Origin of the sequence: Flexivirga meconopsidis (assembly GCF_026162425.1) — a bacterium.
In the GTDB taxonomy this organism is placed as follows: Bacteria; Actinomycetota; Actinomycetes; order Actinomycetales; family Dermatophilaceae; genus Flexivirga; species Flexivirga meconopsidis.
The window spans coordinates 451,254-468,380 of the sequence record NZ_JAOBQJ010000004.1 but is presented as its reverse complement, the minus strand read 5'-3'; the positions used below and the strand labels follow the sequence as shown (position 1 = coordinate 468,380).

16 protein-coding genes are annotated in these 17,127 nt (G+C 69.9%); 13 read left to right on the top strand and 3 right to left on the bottom strand.

From position 1 onward, the window contains the following. The first annotated feature begins 5 nt into the window (after window positions 1-5). The 3 genes from N2M23_RS15765 to N2M23_RS15755 are packed head-to-tail and all read left to right on the top strand — an operon-like array spanning window position 6 to window position 5,160. On the top strand, window positions 6-857 hold the full coding sequence (locus N2M23_RS15765; RefSeq protein ID WP_265446758.1) for a class I SAM-dependent methyltransferase: 852 nt from the start codon (window positions 6-8) through the stop codon (window positions 855-857). Then, window positions 857-1,564 carry a class I SAM-dependent methyltransferase gene (locus tag N2M23_RS15760; RefSeq protein WP_265446756.1) on the top strand — a complete coding sequence of 236 codons (708 nt, stop codon included), beginning with the start codon at window positions 857-859 and terminating at the stop codon, window positions 1,562-1,564. Before N2M23_RS15765 ends, N2M23_RS15760 begins: the two co-directional genes overlap by 1 nt. After that, window positions 1,561-5,160 (top strand): alpha-(1->3)-arabinofuranosyltransferase domain-containing protein, encoded by a 3,600-nt coding sequence (locus N2M23_RS15755; RefSeq protein ID WP_265446754.1) that lies wholly within the window; start codon window positions 1,561-1,563, stop codon window positions 5,158-5,160. The genes N2M23_RS15760 and N2M23_RS15755 overlap by 4 nt, the downstream gene beginning before the upstream one ends. On the opposite strand, the gene N2M23_RS15750 is transcribed toward N2M23_RS15755, so the two are convergent. Further along, entirely contained in the window at window positions 5,045-6,196 is a 1,152-nt protein-coding gene (locus tag N2M23_RS15750) for an acyltransferase family protein (protein ID WP_265446753.1), read from the bottom strand. The genes N2M23_RS15755 and N2M23_RS15750 overlap by 116 nt on opposite strands. 86 nt (window positions 6,197-6,282) lie before the next feature. On the opposite strand from N2M23_RS15750, the gene N2M23_RS15745 reads away from it, so the two are divergent. From N2M23_RS15745 to N2M23_RS15725, 5 genes are all read left to right on the top strand, one after another. Continuing rightward, window positions 6,283-7,368, top strand: coding sequence for a GHMP family kinase ATP-binding protein (locus tag N2M23_RS15745; protein ID WP_265446751.1), 1,086 nt, complete (start codon window positions 6,283-6,285; stop codon window positions 7,366-7,368). Next, window positions 7,368-7,997 (top strand): D-sedoheptulose-7-phosphate isomerase, encoded by a 630-nt coding sequence (locus N2M23_RS15740; protein WP_265446749.1) that lies wholly within the window; start codon window positions 7,368-7,370, stop codon window positions 7,995-7,997. Before N2M23_RS15745 ends, N2M23_RS15740 begins: the two co-directional genes overlap by 1 nt. Continuing rightward, complete coding sequence (locus N2M23_RS15735; RefSeq protein ID WP_265446747.1) at window positions 7,994-8,557, top strand: D-glycero-alpha-D-manno-heptose-1,7-bisphosphate 7-phosphatase; 564 nt, start codon at window positions 7,994-7,996, stop codon at window positions 8,555-8,557. Before N2M23_RS15740 ends, N2M23_RS15735 begins: the two co-directional genes overlap by 4 nt. Before the next feature lie 66 nt (window positions 8,558-8,623). Then, window positions 8,624-9,700, top strand: a complete 1,077-nt coding sequence (gene pgfA / locus N2M23_RS15730) for a cell envelope lipid trafficking protein PgfA (protein ID WP_265446746.1) — start codon at window positions 8,624-8,626, stop codon at window positions 9,698-9,700. A gap of 6 nt (window positions 9,701-9,706) precedes the next feature. Next, a complete protein-coding gene (locus N2M23_RS15725) occupies window positions 9,707-10,696 on the top strand; it encodes a UDP-glucuronic acid decarboxylase family protein (protein ID WP_265446745.1) in 990 nt (329 codons plus the stop codon). Here N2M23_RS15725 and N2M23_RS15720 read toward each other — a convergent pair. Next, the gene (locus N2M23_RS15720) at window positions 10,677-11,492 is read right to left on the bottom strand and encodes a class I SAM-dependent methyltransferase (protein ID WP_265446743.1); all 816 of its coding nucleotides are present in this window, start codon (window positions 11,490-11,492) and stop codon (window positions 10,677-10,679) included. The genes N2M23_RS15725 and N2M23_RS15720 overlap by 20 nt on opposite strands. 137 nt (window positions 11,493-11,629) lie before the next feature. On the opposite strand from N2M23_RS15720, the gene rpsA reads away from it, so the two are divergent. After that, the gene (gene rpsA, locus N2M23_RS15715; protein ID WP_265446742.1) at window positions 11,630-13,126 is read left to right on the top strand and encodes a 30S ribosomal protein S1; all 1,497 of its coding nucleotides are present in this window, start codon (window positions 11,630-11,632) and stop codon (window positions 13,124-13,126) included. Window positions 13,127-13,352: 226 nt separating this feature from the next. Here rpsA and N2M23_RS15710 read toward each other — a convergent pair whose 3' ends face one another. Further along, window positions 13,353-13,901: a hypothetical protein gene (locus tag N2M23_RS15710; RefSeq protein ID WP_265446740.1), complete on the bottom strand. Its 549-nt coding sequence runs from the start codon at window positions 13,899-13,901 to the stop codon at window positions 13,353-13,355. 68 nt (window positions 13,902-13,969) lie between these two features. Between N2M23_RS15710 and N2M23_RS15705 the strand changes: the two genes are divergently transcribed. From N2M23_RS15705 to N2M23_RS15690, 4 genes are all read left to right on the top strand, one after another. After that, window positions 13,970-14,560, top strand: coding sequence for a TetR/AcrR family transcriptional regulator (locus tag N2M23_RS15705; protein WP_265446738.1), 591 nt, complete (start codon window positions 13,970-13,972; stop codon window positions 14,558-14,560). 10 nt (window positions 14,561-14,570) lie between these two features. Further along, entirely contained in the window at window positions 14,571-15,206 is a 636-nt protein-coding gene (gene coaE / locus N2M23_RS15700; protein WP_265446736.1) for a dephospho-CoA kinase, read from the top strand. 68 nt (window positions 15,207-15,274) lie between these two features. Beyond that, window positions 15,275-16,234, top strand: coding sequence for a carbohydrate ABC transporter permease (locus N2M23_RS15695; RefSeq protein WP_265446735.1), 960 nt, complete (start codon window positions 15,275-15,277; stop codon window positions 16,232-16,234). Then, window positions 16,227-17,126 carry a carbohydrate ABC transporter permease gene (locus tag N2M23_RS15690; protein WP_265446733.1) on the top strand — a complete coding sequence of 300 codons (900 nt, stop codon included), beginning with the start codon at window positions 16,227-16,229 and terminating at the stop codon, window positions 17,124-17,126. The genes N2M23_RS15695 and N2M23_RS15690 overlap by 8 nt, the downstream gene beginning before the upstream one ends. Window position 17,127 lies beyond the last annotated feature (1 nt).

The window sequence follows — 17,127 nt, the reverse complement described above, 5'->3', positions numbered from 1 at the left end:
TCACAATGAGTGTCGCGAGGTGCGAGATCTGCGGCGGTATGACGACGCCGGTCCCGCTGCGTGGCGGCGGCACGCTGGCCGGGTGCTCGATCTGCGGTCACCTGGTCCGGGACCTCGTGACGGCACCGGCCGACCACCGGGATCACGCCTACGGTGGCGAACCGACCCTGGACCGGTGGCGGCTTGCGCTCACCTACCGGCTGCTGCGCTCGGACCCGCCGCCCCGGTCGGTCTTCGAGATCGGCTACGGCACCGGCAGCATGTTGCGCCGGTTTCTGGACGCGGGCGCCACCGTCGCGGGGGCCGACCCCGACCAGCTCGAGCTTGCGGTCGACCCGGAGGTGCGCCGCCGCGGCGATCTGCACCCGGCCGGCGTCGAACAGGTCGACACCGGCCGCGTGTCGGCGGAGCTGGTCTACGGCATCCACGTGCTGGAACACGTCACCGATCCGCTGCGCACCCTGCAGGTGGCCGCCGACCTGCTCGAGCCCGGCGGCACGGCGCAGTTCCTCACCCCGGCCGGAGACAGTGACGGGCTCCGGCTCTACGGGCAGGCGTGGTGGATGCTCGAGGACCCGACACACGTGCGCTTCTTCACCGCCGAGAGCCTGCGCCGAGCCGCGACCTCCGTAGGGTTGGTCGATGTGCGCGTCACCCGTCCGGCCCTCGACAGCCTGACCACCGACGTCGGCAGCCTGACCCGGATGCTGCGGCCCCGCCCGCGACCGCACGGCGTGCTCGGCGAACGACCCGTCCTTCTCGCCGGTATGACGAGCGCCCCGATCGTGCTGGCCGCCCGCGCCGCCCGGCCCGCGCTGCGCCCGACCCTGCACCTGACCGCCCGGAAGCCCGCCTGATGGATCGTGGCATCGGACGCTCGGTGCGGCTCTTTCGCGCCTTCACCCTCGAGCAGACGCAGCCTGAGGTGTTCTACCAAGCGCTGGCCCGGGACTCCCGCGAGTTGCTCGGCGAGTGGACCGACCTCACGGGCGCGACGATGCTCGACGTCGGTGCCGGACCCGCCGAGTTCGCACACGAATTCCGTTCCGCCGGAGTGCGTTACGTGCCGATCGACCACGACCGCACCGTGTCGTCGGTGCGCGACGGGGGAGTCGTCGGCACCGCCGAGGCGCTGCCGTTCGCGGACGCGAGCGTCGACCTGGTGTTCAGCTCCAACCTCTGGGAGCACGTCCGCCGCCCAGAGCACGCGGCCGACGAGATGGTGCGCGTGGTGCGGCCCGGCGGGCTGGTGTTCTTGTCCTACACCAACTGGCTCTCGCCCTGGGGCGGCCACGAGACGTCGCCGTGGCACTGGCTCGGCGGACAGCGCGCCGCCCGACGCTACGAGCGGCGGCACGGCCACCCGCCGAAGAACACCATCGACCGCACCCTCTTCCGGGTCAGCATCGCGCAGGGTCTGCGCTGGGCCGCCGGGCAGCCGGACGTCGAGGTGCTGGTCGCCCGACCGCGCTACCTGCCGGACGCGGCCCGGCACATCCTGCGCGTGCCCGGCCTGCGGGAGATCGTCACCTGGAACCTGCTGCTGATCCTGCGCCGCCGATGACGGACGAACGCACCGTCATACACCGGGTGCAGTGGGTGCAGTGGGGGCTCGCGGCGATCGCGATCGGTCTGCTGCCGTGGCTCGTCTCGCCCGGGCGCACCGAACCCGACACCAAGATCGACCTGACGATCTCGCCGTGGCGCTACCTCGGGCGCGCGCTGGACGCCTGGAACACCCACGCCGGCCTCGGCGAATTGCAGAACCAGGCGTACGGCTACCTGTTCCCGATGGGCCCGGTGTTCGGGATCGCCCGATCGCTTGCGATACCGGCCTGGGCGACCCAGCGCATCTGGTGGACGCTGCTGCTGGTCGTCGCGTTTGCCGGGACCGGCCGGCTGATCCGGCGCCTCGGCGTGGCCGGGCCGCTGCCGGCGCTGGTGGCGGCCGCGGCATACGCGCTGTCACCGCGGATGCTCACTGTGCTGCCGGTCATCTCGGTGGAGGCGTGGCCGATGGCGGTCGCGCCGTGGCTGGTGCTGGCGGTGCTGCCGCTGACCGAGCGCGACCTGCCGCGCGCGGTGCTGATCCGTCAGGCGGCGCTCGCCGGAGCGCTGACCGCAGCGCTCGGCGGCGTCAACGCAACCGCCTCGGGGATCGTGCTCGCGCTGCCGTTCGCCTACCTGGTCACCGACCCGGTCGGCCGGCGGCGGCTGCTCTGGTGGCTGCCCGCGGTGCTGCTCGGAGCACTCTGGTGGCTGCTTCCGCTGCTGGTGCTCGGCCGCTACGCCTACCCCTTCCTGGACTACATCGAGACCGCGTCGATCACCACCGCGGTCACCTCGGTGCCCAACGTGCTGCGCGGCGCCAACGACTGGATCGCCTACATCCTGGACAGCGCGGATCACCCTGTCTGGCAAGGCGGTTGGGTGCTGGCTCAGTCGATCACCGCGATCCTCGCGACCTGTGTGCTCGCCGGCATCGGCGGCTGGGGGCTGCTGCGCCAGCGGGGTCACCTGGCCCGGTGGACGCTCGGCTGCCTGGTCGGCGCGACGCTCTTCATGGCGCTCGGGCACGGCGGCTCGGTCGGCAGCCCGCTGTCGGCGGACATGCGCGGTCTGCTCGACGGTGCGCTGGCGCCCCTGCGCAACGTGCACAAGGCCGACCCGATGCTGCGACTCCCGCTCGCGATCGGCTTCGCGGCGGTCCTGCAACGGGTCACCGTCTCCCGGCGGATGCGCGACCGCTTCCTGCCGGCCGCGCTCGCGCTGCTCGTCGCGGTCGCCGCCACCCCGATCTGGCAGGGCCGGGTCGGGTCGATCGACGCCTACGCCGCTGTGCCGCGGCAATGGACCCAGGTGGCGCACGAAATCGACGCAGCGGCAGCCGAATCCGGCGGCTCGACGATGCTCCTGCCCAACTCGCGCACCTCCACTTACACCTGGGGTGCGACCACCGACGAGCCGCTGTCCGCGCTCGCCACCTCCCCGGTGGTCACCCGCGCGGCGGCGCCCCTCGGCATACCGGCGTCGACCCGGATCCTCGACACCGTCGACCGGCTCGCGGCGTCCGGCGTGCCGCAACCGAGCCTTGCCGACGGTCTCGCCCGGCTCGGGATCAGCCGCCTCGTGCTGCGCCGCGATCTGGCGACCAGTGTGCAGGCGCTGCCGTGGCAACAGGTGGAAAAGACGCTGCGCAGCTCGCCCGGCATCCGGGTCTCGGCAACCTACGGCTCCGGCACCTCCGCCCTCACCGTGTATGACGTGACGCCCGCAACCGGCGCCCGCGCGACGTCGTACGCCGCCGAGCCGCTGCGTGTGGCCGGTGGCCCCGAGGCGAGCTTCGCACTTGCCGCGACCGGTCTGCTCGCACCCGACGAGTGGTTGCAACTCGACTCCGCCGACGAGCGGCCGGACGTCGTCACCGACACGATGCGGTGGCGGGCCTACAACAACGGGGTGCCGACCGCGCGCGCCTACAGCCCGACGCTCACCCGGGGCGATCACCGGCCCGACCGGATCGGCGCCCGTGACCTGCCGCCGGCGACCGACCCGTCGGTGCAGCCCGCGCGCGTATGGACCGGCTGGAGCGGGGTGCACGAATCCTCTTCGGGCGCAGACCCGTTCGCGCGCGCCTACGTCGGGCCGCAGGCCGGCGCCTACGCCGCGGTCGACGGGGATCCGCAGACCGCATGGCTGACCGGCGACCACGAGACGACGGCCGTCATCGGCGGTGACCTCGGCCGCCGGCGGGTGTCCCAGGTGCAGATCTCGTTGGCCGGGCCCGCGCAAGGTGCGGTGTTGCCGCGCGAGGTGCAGGTGCAGGTCGGTGACCGCACCCGGTCGGTGCCGGTGAACGGCCGCGACGAGGTCACCGTGCCGGTCGATGCCGCGGACGGCGGCGCGTTGGAGGTCAGGCTGATCGCACCGTCCGGTGTCGACGATCCGGTGATGGGGATCCGGGAACTGCACATCCCCGGTGTCGACCTCGGCTCGGTGATCGACATCCCGCAGCCGGTCGACCCCAGTCGTCAGGCCCTGCTGCTCACCCATGACACCGAGGACGGCGCGACGTTGTCCCGACGGGTCGACCTGTCGGCGCCGGGCGACCTGCCGAGCACCGTGTGGCTGCGCCCAGCGGCCGGCGCGACGCTGTCGGGGGAGTGCGGCGCGGCCGGGACGATCACCGTCCAGCAGGGCGGCAAGACCGTCCGCATCCCGTTGCAGGCGGGCGCAACCCGCGAGCAAGTGCAACAACGGCAACTGATCCCGGCGCGTGCCTGCGGACCGGCCACACTTCCCGCTGCGGGACAGACCACGCTCACCGTCAAGGGTGCGAAGGGCCTGCAGCCCGAGCTGGCGCTGCTCGGTCACGCGCCGCCCGCAGTCGAGGCCGGTGCACGGAAAGTCACTGCGGCCACTGGGGATTCGGGCCGTCGCACGGTCACCGTCAGCGCCGGCCCGGAGAGCGTGGTCGCGCTCAATGAAGGCTTCAACGCCGGCTGGGAGGCCATCGACAGCTCCGGGCGTGCCCTCCAACCAGTGCAGGTCGACGGCTGGCGACAGGGCTTCCGGCTGCCGGCGGGCGCGGCCGAGCAGGTGCGGCTCACCTTCACCCCGACCACTCCGCAGCGCGCCGGACTGCTGGTCGGCGGGGTGGCCGCCATCGCGCTGCTCGGAACCTACCTCGCGGCCGCCTGGCTTTGCCGCCGGCGCGGGCGGGTGACCGGTGCTGGTGCTGGTCTCGATACGGCCTCCGCTAGCGCTCCGGCCTACTCGACCAGCGCTGCTCCCGGCTGCTCGACCAGCACTGCACCGGGCCGCTGGACCAGAATCATCGGTGGCGCGGTCGCAGTGCTACTCGGCGGGCTGGTCGCCGGCCCGGCCGGGCTGCTCGCGGGGCTCGCCGCGGCAGCCGTGCCGCATCGGTGGCTGCGTCATACGGCCTTGGGAGCGTTGGTGCTGGCGGGACTGTCGCTCGCCTTCTTCGGGGTGGTGGACGCCAAATCGGCCGGCGCGATCGCCGGTCAGCTGCTCGGCACGGTCACGCTCGGCGCGCTGGCTCGCGGTCTGGTCGAGCACGGGACGTCGAACGGTGCGCCCAGCGCAGGATCGGCAACTCGACCAACGCCGCAGACGCCCACGCGATCAGCACGCTGAAGATCAGCGTCGCAAACACCACCGCGGCGAACGAGCCGGTGAAGATCGGTTGGTCACCGATGACGTAGATCAACTGGATCACCGGCAGATGCCAGAGGAACACGCCGTAGGAGATGTCACCGGCGAACCGGGTCGCCGGTGACGCCGCGACCGCCCGCCAGCGGTCGTCCGACGGTCCACGGGCCGCGCCCAGCACCAGCAAACCGCCGATCGCCGCGTAGAGCGCTTCCTTGGCGAGTGCCTGCGGCACCGAGGGTGCGCGCAGATCCCAGGGACCGGCGACCCCGGTTGCCGCGAACAGCAGCAGCACGGCCGCCGCGCTCCACCAGGTGCCGATCCCGACCGCCTGCAACCGCGCAAGATCCCCGGTTTCCAGCGCGACCGCGACCGCGGCACCGGCCGCGAACCAGGCGGCATGGCCGACGACGCTCATCCCGAGGGCGCCCGCGTGCGCGGTCGGGTTCGCCGCGGTCCACGCCGCCGTGATGCCCTGGGCTGCTACGCCGGCCAGCGCGATCGCCGCCAGCCAGGTGTAGGCGCCGCGCTTGGACCGCCGCACCGAGCGGCCGAGCGCGCCGCCCAGCCACGGCACCAGCACGTAGAAGGCGACCTCGGTGGTCAGGCTCCAGGTCTGGCTGAAGCCCTGGTAGGTGTTGCCGGTGTAGGCCTGCAGCAGGAAGGCGTTCTGCAGCACCTTCGCCGCGCCGCCGATGCCGCCGGTCGCCGGCCAGATCGTCGCGATCAGCAGCACCCCCACGAACGCCAGCCAGTATGCCGGGGCGATGCGCGCCACCCGGCGCACGGCGTACACCCCGACCTCCGGGCGAGGCCCGCCGGTCGCGGCGGCGCGCAGCCACGGCCGGAGCAGCAGGAAGGCACTGATCGCGAAGAAGATCGCGACACCCGCGTCGCCGCGCGCGAGGACGGCGCCGACGACGTCGAGGTTCGAGGTCCCGGTCCAGAACGCGACGTGCGCGGTCAGCACCAGGAGCGCGGCAAGGGCGCGCAACCCGTCGATCAGCCGGTACCGATGCACGACGCCTACTCTGCAGTAGATTTGTATGACGAGCGCCACGTTCGGCGCCGCACCCGACGTTATCCGCTACGAGGACGGCCACCCACATGACCGCGACCGACGACCGGTTGCTGCCGGACCGCGACGCAGTCGACCGCAGCCGCCCGGTGCTGCGCGCCCGCGCCCCGTTGCGCATCTCGTTCGCCGGCGGCGGCACCGACGTCACGCCGTTCCCGCAACGCGAGGGCGGTGCGGTGCTGTCCGCGACCATCTCCAGCTTCGCGTTCAGCACGCTGCGCCCCCGCGCCGACGGCGTGATCACCGTGCAGTCGCTGGATTACGGCGTCTCGATCGGTTTCGGCGTCGACGAGCCGGTCGAGTTCAACGGCAAGCTCGACCTACCCAAGGCGGCGATCGACCGGATTCGCGGCATCGACGGCGCACGACCCTCCGGCGGGTTCGACCTGTTCCTGCACACCCAGGCACCGCCCGGCTCCGGCCTCGGCTCGTCCAGTGCGGTGATGGTGTCGGTGATCGGGCTGGTCGCCCAGCACTGCGGACTCGACCTCACCCCGTATGACGTCGCCGAGCTCGCCTACCGGCTGGAGCGGGAGGACCTCGGCATCCCCGGCGGCTCGCAGGACCAGTACGCCGCGGCCTTCGGCGGCTTCAACTACATCGAGTTCAAACCCGACGAGGTCATCGTCAACCCGCTGCGGGTGCGCGACGACACCGTCCACGAGCTCGAGCACAACATGCTGCTGGCGTTCACCGGCAACACCAGGGTCAGCGACCACATCATCGAAGACCAGCGCAGCCGCTACGAGGGCGGCAACAGCGACGCACTTGAGGGGCTGCGCGCACAGAAGGTGCTCGCCGAGCGGATGAAGGTCGCGCTCGTGCGCGGCGAGGTCGACCGGTTCGGCCAGCTGCTCGGCGAGGCGTGGGCGCAGAAACGCAAGATGTCCGACCGGATCAGCACCCCGCTGATCGACGAGGCAGTCACCACCGCGCTCGATGCCGGCGCACTCGGGGGCAAGGTCACTGGCGCGGGCGGCGGCGGCCACCTGATCTTCGTCTGCGAGTTCGAGCGCCGGCATCTGGTGGCACAGGAGTTGCTGCGTCTCGGGCTGACGCTGTCGGAGATCACCTTCAGCCAGCACGGAGTGACCACCTGGAGAGGACAGCACTGATGCCGACCGGACACGCGCTGCACGACGTCGGCCCGGAGCGGCGGGGGCCGGCGATCGCCATACAGCATCAGCAGGGACTGGCCTCCTGGGCGAAGCTGGTCGAGGAGCTGACCGACGACCGGCTCGTCGCGCGGGTCGACGCGGCCGGCACCGCACTGCTGGACTCGCTCGTCGAGGGGCACACGCTGCTGGTCGCCGGCAACGGCGGCAGCGCCGCGATCGCCAGCCACGTCGCCGCCGAGTTCATCGGCAAGTGCATCCACGACCGGGCGCCCCTGCCCGCGGTCAACCTCGCCGAGTCGCTCAGCTCGATCACCGCGGTCGGCAACGACTACGGCTACGAGGAGACGTTCGCCCGTGGGGTGTCGGCGCTCGGCCGGCCCGGCGACGTGCTGCTCGCGATGAGCACCAGCGGCCGCAGCCCGAACATCCTGCGCGCGCTCCAGGTCGCCCGCGACACCGGACTGCGCACGATCGCGCTCACCGGTGCCCGCGGGACCGACCTGGAAGGCGCCGCCGACCATGTGCTGGTCGTCCCGAGCGACGACACACCCCGCATTCAGGAGGTGCACATGCTGTGGACCCACACCTGGTGCGAGGCCGTGGACGTCGTATGCCGGGACGCATGACCGACGCCGAACTGCTCGGCGAGGCGGCGACGCCCATCGAGCGGCCGGCCGCCGGCGCACCCTTCGACATCGTCTTCCTGGACCGCGACGGCACGCTCAACGTGCACCGGCCCGGCTACATCGCCGACCCGGCCGAGCTGGTGCTGCTGCCGGGCGCGGCCGGCGCGGTGCGGCGCTGCAACGAGGCGGGGTGCGTCGTCGTGCTGGTCACCAACCAGCGCGGTATGGCGACGGGGGAGCTGTCACGGGAGCAGTTGCTCGCCGTCCACCGCCGGCTGGTCGAGGAACTGGCTGCCGCCGGTGCGCACCTGGATGCGATCCAGGTCTGCCCGCACCAGGCGGACAGTTGCGACTGCCGCAAGCCGCGGCCCGGCCTGCTGCTGCGCGCGCTGGACCGGGCCGGGTGGGCGGACCCGGCGCGTTGCGTGCTGGTGGGGGACCAGCCCAGCGATCTGCAGGCCGCGGCGGCGGCGGGCGTGCCGTCATACCGGGTGGGGCGGGAGCGGTCGGTGCTGGAGGTCGTGACCGAACTGGTTTCCGGCACGCATGCTTCGGTGTGACACAAGTCGCACGGTTCCTGCTACTGTCCGGTAAGTTCCAGTTCACACTCCGGAGGGTTCGGCACAGTGCGGAAGTCCGCGATAGTCATCGGGTTCGGTGCGTTCTTCCTGACCATGGCGTTACTGCTGAAGTTCTACGCCTACGACAAGCTCGCCGTGATCCCGATGGATCAGAACACCGGCCAGGTTGCGGTCGACAAGAACGCCTATCTTTTCGACGCCGGCACGCTGAAGTTCCAGCGCACCACGCTGACCACGCAGATCACCGCCGTGGTCGACAAGAAGGCCAGCGAGGATTACGGGAAGAACGCGGTCATCTTCAACAAGAACCAGTTCTCCACGATCCCGCAGACCAAGACTCCGCAGCAGGCGGTCACCGAGCACTTCGCGGTCGACCGGCACACCGCCAAGACACTCAACTGCTGCAACGACTCGCAGAACGGCAAGCCGGTCAACCACGAGGGATACACGGTCAAGTTCCCGTTCAGCGTGGACAAGAACTCGACCTACCCCTACTGGGACGCGTCGATCCAGAAGCCGATGGACATGAAGTACGCCGGCACGGACAAGATCAAGGGCCTGACCGTCTACCGGTTCGAGGGCTCGGTGCCGCGGCAGACCCTGGTCTCCACGCCGAAGAAGGAAGCTCCGGGCTTCCTGTTCGGCGGGGCGCAGGACAGCCCCGGGGTGAACGCCGACTGGACCTACGCGGTGGACCGGACCATCTGGGTGGAGCCGCAGACCGGCGCCTTCATCAAGGTCGGTGAGGCGCAGAAGCAGTGGCTGACCGATCCGAAGTCCAACAAGTCGGTGCAGGTGCTGACCACCAATTCGATCTTCGACGACGCCACCGTGCAGAAGAACGTCGACGACTACAAAACCAAGGCGATGCAGCTCAAGGCGCTGAAGCTGGCGCCGTGGATCCTCGGCATCCTGGGCATCCTGCTGCTGATCGGCGGCGTGATTCTGGCAGCCCTGGTCGGACGCAACCGGGCGCAGGGCCGGCACGGTGCCGACGACGACTACGCCGGGGAGTACGACGACGGTGAGTATGACGACACCGTCGCCTACGACCCCGACGAGACACAGGGCGGGGACACCGGCCTCCGGTCGTCGCGTCGCGCCGCCCGCGACGACGGTTAGGCGCGCATGCGGGTCGTGGTGACCGGCGGTGCGGGCTTCCTCGGCTCGCACCTGTCGCAGACCCTCGTCGCCCGGGGCGATGAGGTCGTCGCGGTCGACAACTTCTGCACCGGCAACCCGGCGAACGTCGCGCAGTTGCACGACTCCGGTCGCTTCACCCTGCTGGAGCAGGACCTGACCGCTGGTCTGCGCATCGACGGTCCGGTCGACCTGGTGCTGCACTTCGCCAGCCCGGCGTCGCCGGTGGACTACCTTCGGATGCCGATCGAGACCCTGCAGGTGGGTTCGGTGGGCACCGGACATGCGCTGGAGCTCGCCCGGGAGAAGGGTGCCCGCTTCGTGCTCGCCTCGACGTCCGAGGTCTACGGGGACCCGCAGGTGCATCCGCAGCGCGAGGACTACTGGGGGCACGTCAACCCGGTCGGCCCGCGCGGGGTGTACGACGAGGCCAAGCGGTACGCCGAGGCGCTGACCCTGGCCTACCGCGGCAGCCGCGGCGTCGACACCGGCATCGTGCGGATCTTCAACACGTTCGGGCCGCGGATGCGACCCAACGACGGTCGCGCCATTCCCAATTTCGTGCGGCAGGCGCTGGCCGGTGAGCCGGTGACCGTCGCCGGCGACGGCTTGCAGACCCGCTCGATCTGCTACGTCGACGACCTGGTCGCCGGCATCCTCGCGATGGCGGCGACCGACCATCCGGGCCCGGTCAACATCGGCAACCCGCACGAGATCGCGATGATCGATCTCGCGGGATGGATTGTGAAGCTTGCCGATTCGGGGTCGCCGGTCACCCACATCGAGCGCCCGGTCGACGACCCGACGGTGCGGCGCCCCGACACCACCCTGGCCCGGGAGCTGCTCGGCTGGGAGCCGGAGGTCGACATCGAGGATGGCCTGCAGCGCACGATCGACTGGTTCCGTGCGCACGGTGTCGCGGAGCCGGTGCTCTCGCCCGAAGCGACCACCGAGATCCTCACCCGTCACGAGCGCTGAGCGGTTTGACCGCGACGAAGATCGCGGTGCCGGGAATGATCCGGCCACGGGTGGGTGACCAGCCGCCCCACTCGGCGGTGTTGGCCTCGGGCCATTCCGGCTCGACCAGGTCGACCAACAGCAGCCCGGCGTCGGCGATCTCGCGCACCCGGTCGCCGAGCGTGCGGTGGTGCTCGACATAGGTGGCACGGCCGGTGTCGTCCTGCTCGACGTACGGCGTGCGGTCGAAGTAGGAGCGGTCGGCGACCAGCCCGGCCGGTCCCGGGACGTCCGGGAAGGCCCATCGGATCGGGTGGGTGGTGGAGAAGACGAGCCGCCCACCCGGGCGCAGCACCCGCGCGGCCTGCGCCATCACGGCCGCGCTGTCGGCGACGAACGGGATCGCGCCGTATGCGGTGAAGACCAGGTCGAAGGACGCGTCCGCGAAGGGCAGTGCCATGGCGTCGCACTGGGCCAGCGGCAGCGGACGGCGGGCGCCCCGGTCGATGGCGGCGGCCTGCCGCAGCATCCCGGCGGACAGATCGGTCGCCACCACGCGGGCACCCTGCCCCTGTGCGTACCGGCCGCCCTGCGCGGCGCCGCCGCCGATCTCCAGCACGTCGCGGCCGGCGAGCGGCTCGAGCAGGCGAAGCTGCGCCTCGGTCAGTCCCTCCGGTCCCCACACCAGGTCGGAATCACCGAGGAACTCGCCGTGTTCGGCGTAGTAGGGGACGGCCTCGTCGTCCCACCAGCTGCGGTTGGCCGACCGGGTCTCGTCCCGTCCGGCGCCGCGGCGACCGACCCCGAAGCTGTCCATGCGTGCGTCATACCTCCTGATCGGCCTGACTTTGACCGGGCTGTGGACGGGTCGGTAGGGTAGAGCAGCGCACGCTTGTGCGCATTTTGCCTGACCAACTGTCCATTCCAACTAGCCCACCTAAGGTTTCCTACTACATGACTGCCACCACCACCTCGCCGATCGCTGTCAACGACATCGGGTCGGAGGAGGAGCTGCTCGCCGCCATCGACGCGACGATCAAGCACTTCAATGACGGAGACATCGTCGAGGGTGTCATCGTCAAGGTCGACCGGGACGAGGTCCTGCTCGACATCGGCTACAAGACCGAGGGCGTCATCCCCTCGCGTGAGCTGTCCATCAAGCACGACGTCGACCCCAATGAGGTCGTCGCCGTCGGCGACGACGTCGAGGCCCTGGTTCTCCAGAAGGAGGACAAGGAAGGCCGGCTGATCCTGTCCAAGAAGCGCGCGCAGTACGAGCGCGCCTGGGGCACCATCGAGCAGATCAAGGAAGACGACGGCGTCGTCACCGGCACCGTCATCGAGGTCGTCAAGGGTGGCCTCATCCTCGACATCGGCCTGCGCGGCTTCCTGCCCGCGTCGCTGGTCGAGATGCGCCGGGTTCGTGACCTCCAGCCGTACGTCGGCAAGGAGATCGAGGCCAAGATCATCGAGCTGGACAAGAACCGCAACAACGTGGTGCTCTCGCGCCGCGCCTGGCTGGAGCAGACCCAGAGCGAGGTCCGCACGACCTTCCTCAAGGAGCTGCAGAAGGGCCAGGTCCGCACCGGTGTCGTCAGCAGCATCGTCAACTTCGGTGCGTTCGTCGACCTTGGTGGCGTCGACGGTCTGGTGCACGTCTCGGAGCTGTCCTGGAAGCACATCGACCACCCGAGCGAGGTTGTCGAGGTCGGCGACGAGGTCACCGTCGAGGTGCTGGACGTCGACATGGACCGCGAGCGTGTCTCGCTGTCGCTGAAGGCGACCCAGGAAGACCCGTGGCAGCACTTCGCCCGCACCCACGCCATCGGCCAGGTCGTGCCGGGCAAGGTCACCAAGCTGGTGCCGTTCGGTGCGTTTGTCCGCGTCGAGGACGGCATCGAGGGTCTGGTCCACATCTCCGAGCTGGCCGAGCGCCACGTGGAGCTGCCGGAGCAGGTCGTGCAGGTGGGCCAGGAGATCTTCGTCAAGGTCATCGACATCGACCTCGAGCGTCGTCGCATCTCGCTGAGCCTCAAGCAGGCCAACGACGCCGCCGCCGGTCAGGTCGAGTTCGACCCGACCCTCTACGGCATGGCCGCGGAGTACGACGAGCAGGGCAACTACAAGTACCCCGAGGGCTTCGACCCGGAGTCGGGCGAGTGGCTCGAGGGCTTCGAGGCGCAGCGCGAGAAGTGGGAGAAGCAGTACGCCGACGCGCACGCCCGCTACGAGGCGCACCAGGCGCAGATCGAGCAGGCCCGCAAGGACGACGCCGAGGCCGTGGCCAACGCAGCGTCCGGTGCGACGTCCTACTCCTCGGAGAGCAGCGACTCCGGCTCGGGCAGCTCCAGCAGCAGCTCGTCGTCGCCGGCCCCGCAGGCTCCGGCCGAGGGCACGCTGGCTTCGGACGAGGCGCTTGCCGCGCTGCGTGAGAAGCTGACCGGCGCCTGATCGGGACAGTTTGACGCGAAAGCCCCTGGAAGCCATCGGCTTCCAGGGGCTTTCGCGTTGCTGCTGGGGGTCGGGAGGCGCGGGGCGCGGCGGGGCCACGAGGCGCGGGGCCGGGCCCGGGCCCGCGCTCGGTGGTCTCGTAAGCGACCGTGACGTCAGCCGCACTTCCGCTTACGAGATGCGCGGCGGCGTGCAGAAGTCGAAACGGTTGCGGGTTGTGCGCGCGTCACGTCCCGCGCGGAGCCGCCTTCGGCCGGACGGTGTAGCTCCACGAGATGATGCCGTCGATCACGAGCACGAGCGTCCACAGCCGGGCGGTGTTGAGCAGCACCTCGGTGCGACTCGCGTCGCCGATCGCCACGATCGCCAGGCCGAGCAGGCCGCAGCCGACGGCCCAGGCGCGCAGGTGCGCGAACCACGCGGAGCGTTCGGCGGCGGCGTGGGCTGCGCCGTACTTGGGCTTGGGCGTCGGCGGTGGGCCGCCGGCAAACCGGTGGGCGAACCGCTCGTCGGCCCAGCGCAGCATCCGGTGACCGAAGCCGACGGAGACCCCGAGGTAGACCGCCGCCAACGCGTGCGGCGTGCTCGCGACGCCGCCACCCCGCAGGTCGAGCACGGTCGCGACGAGCAGCACCAGATCAACGGTCGGCGCGAGGGCGAGCAGCACGCCGGACAACCGCTTGCGGCGCAACAGGTAGCGGGCGCTGAGACCGGCGAGCAGGAAGACCCAGAACCCGATCTCGCACGCGATGATGACCCCGATCAGCATCGGCACGTTCCCTTCGTTGGCAATACGGATGTGCTATATCCCTAAAGTAGCACGTGTGTGATAAAAAAAGTCTCATGCCGAAAGTCGTGGATCACGAGGAGCGCCGTGCCGAGGTCGCCGACGCGGTGTGGCGGGTGATCCGTCGCGACGGCTATGGCGCGCTCTCGGTGCGCACCGTCGCCGCCGAGACCGGCCGCTCGGTAGGTGCGGTGCGGCATTACTTCGACAGTCAGGACGCGCTGGTCGCCTTCGCGATGCAGACGCTCGCCGATCGAGTCGCCGAGCGCGTGCAACGGCTCGGCGCGGAGGCCACGGACCTGCTCGGCCTGGAGCGGCTGCTGCAGACCGTGCTGCCGCTGGACCCGGCCCGTCGCGCGGAGTCGGAGGTATGGCTGGCATTGACGATGGCCGCCCGCACCGACGAGCGTCTCGGTGCCGTATGGCGGGACGTGCACACCCGGCTGCGGGGACTGATGGAGTCGTGCGTGCTGATGGTGCAGCAGGTCTACGGCGTCGACCTGGACGTGGCGACCGAGACGACCCGGCTGCACGCGCTCACCGACGGGCTGGCGTTGCACGGCACGTTCGAGCCTCGGTTGCGACCGCGGCAGATCCGGGCCGCATTGGCGGCACACCTGCAGGATCTCGCCGGGGTTGCCGACTAGAGTCACCGGCGTGCTCTTCGTGGGACTCACCGGCGGCATCGGCTCCGGCAAATCGACCGTGTCGTCCAGACTGACCGAGCTCGGCGCGGTTGTCATTGACGCCGACCGGCTCGCGCGCGAGGTGGTGGAGCCCGGCGCGCCCGGACTCGCCCAGATCGCAAAGCGATTCGGCGATGAAGTGCTGCAGGCGGACGGGACGCTCGACCGACCCGCTCTGGGTGCGATCGTCTTCGCCGACCCCGAGGCTCGTCGTGACCTGGAGCGGATCACCCACCCGCGGATCGCCGAGCTCACCGCGCAGGCCCGCGCGGCGGCACCCCGTGAGGCGATCGTCGTGCACGACATGCCGCTGCTGGTCGAGACCGGCCTCGCCGCCAACTACGACCTGGTGCTGATCGTCGATGCGTCCGAGCAGGTGCGGCTCGATCGGCTGGTGCGCGATCGCGGCATGGCTGTTGAGGATGCGCGTGCTCGCATCGCCGCGCAGGCGACCGACGAGCAGCGCCGCGCGGTGGCCGACGTGGTGCTGGACAACAACGGCACTCGTGAGCAGTTGCTCGCTCAGGTGGATGCCGTATGGCGTGAGCGGCTTGCGCCATACAACGCCGAACTCGTGGCCAAAGCAGGGGAAGCATCCGGAAGTTAACCCCACGTCAGCTGGCGGACCACTATCGTTCAGCGGGTGCCCACCCGCGACCGTGAAACTTTCCCCTCGTGACCGCGACGCCGCAATCCTCGTCAGTGGCACCGCGGTCCGGCCCTCCGGAGCCGGTCGGCGCACCGCCAAAGCGCAGCGGTAGGCCGTACGGCGAGTGGCTGCTGGCGGCGCTCTTGCTGCTGCCCAACCTCGCTCTGCTGGTGATCTTCACCTACCGGCCGTTGGCCGACAACATCCGGTTGTCGTTCACCGACTGGAACATCTCGGCGCCGGTCGCGCACTACATCGGGTTCGACAACTACAAGACCTGGTGGCACGACCCGAACGCGCACGAGGTGCTGAAGAACACCCTCATTTTCACCGTCGCGACGGTGGGCATTTCGATGGCGCTCGGCCTCGCGCTGGCGATCCTGCTCGACCAGCAGCTGCGCGGACGAAACCTGGTGCGCTCGGCGATCTTCGCGCCGTTCGTCATCTCCGGAGCCGCCGTCGGCATCGCCTTCCAGTTCGTGTTCGACCCCAACTTCGGGATGATCCGCGACCTGTTCGACCGGGTCGGCATCACCGTGCCGGACTTCTATCAGCGGCCCGGGTGGGCGCTGTTCATGGTGACCGCGACCTACATCTGGAAGAACCTCGGCTACACGTTCGTGATCTACCTCGCGGCCCTGCAGGGACGGCGTGCCGACCTCGACGAGGCGGCCGAGATCGACGGCGCCTCCGCCTGGCGCCGGTTCACCAAAGTCCTTCTGCCGCAACTACGCCCGACGACGTTCTTCCTGTCGATCACCGTCCTGCTCAACTCCGTCCAGGTCTTCGACATCATCAACGTGATGACTCGCGGTGGCCCGCAGGGCTACGGCACGACGACCCTGGTCTACCAGGTCTATCGGGAGACGTTCGTCAATAGCCGGGCCGGGTATGGCGCGACGATCGCCACGATCATGTTCCTGATCCTGCTGGTGATCACGGTCGTCCAGGTGCGAGTGATGGATCGGGGGATGCGCCGTGACTGATAACGCCATAACCGGGTTCGACCCGAATGAGAAGCCGGCCGGAGCGCATCAGGCCGAGGCCGCGAGCTTCGGCGGAGTCGGCATGAAGATCGCCGGATATGCCGGCATGGTCGCGATCTTCCTGCTGGTGGCCCTGCCGCTCTTCTGGATCGTGGTCACCTCGTTCAAGGAGAAGCCGGACATCTACACCCAGCCGGCGCAGTGGTGGCCGGCGAACCCGACGACCGAGGGCTACAAGTCGGCCACCACCGAGATCGACTTCTGGGCCTTCTTCCGCAACTCGGTGATCATCACGGTGCTGCTGTCGATCGCCAAGATCGTGCTCGGGGTGATTTCGGCATACGCGTTGTCGCTGTTGCGTTTTCCCGGTCGCAACCTGGTCTTCCTCGTGGTGATCGCGGCGCTGATGGTGCCCAACCAGATCACCGTGATCTCCAACTATGCGCTGGTCAGCCAGCTCGGCTGGCGCAACACCTATCAGGGCATCATCATCCCGCTCGCCGGCGTGGCCTTCGGCACCTTCCTGATGCGCAACCAATTCCTCTCGGTCCCTGGCGAGATCATCGAGGCCGCCCGGTTGGACGGCGCCGGACCGCTCAAGCTGCTCTGGCGCGTCGTGCTGCCGATGTCGTGGCCGACGCTGATCGCCTTCTCGATCATCACCGTCGTCAACGAGTGGAACGAATACCTCTGGCCGTTCCTCATGTCCGACGACAGCCGGGTCGGCACCTTGCCGATCGGCCTGACCCAGCTGCAGAACAACGACGGCATCACCAACTGGGGACCAGTGATGGCGGCGACCGTGCTGGCGATGCTGCCGGTGCTGATTGTCTTCCTCGCCTTGCAACGACACATGATCAAGGGCCTCACCGCCGGTGCGGTGAAGGGCTGAA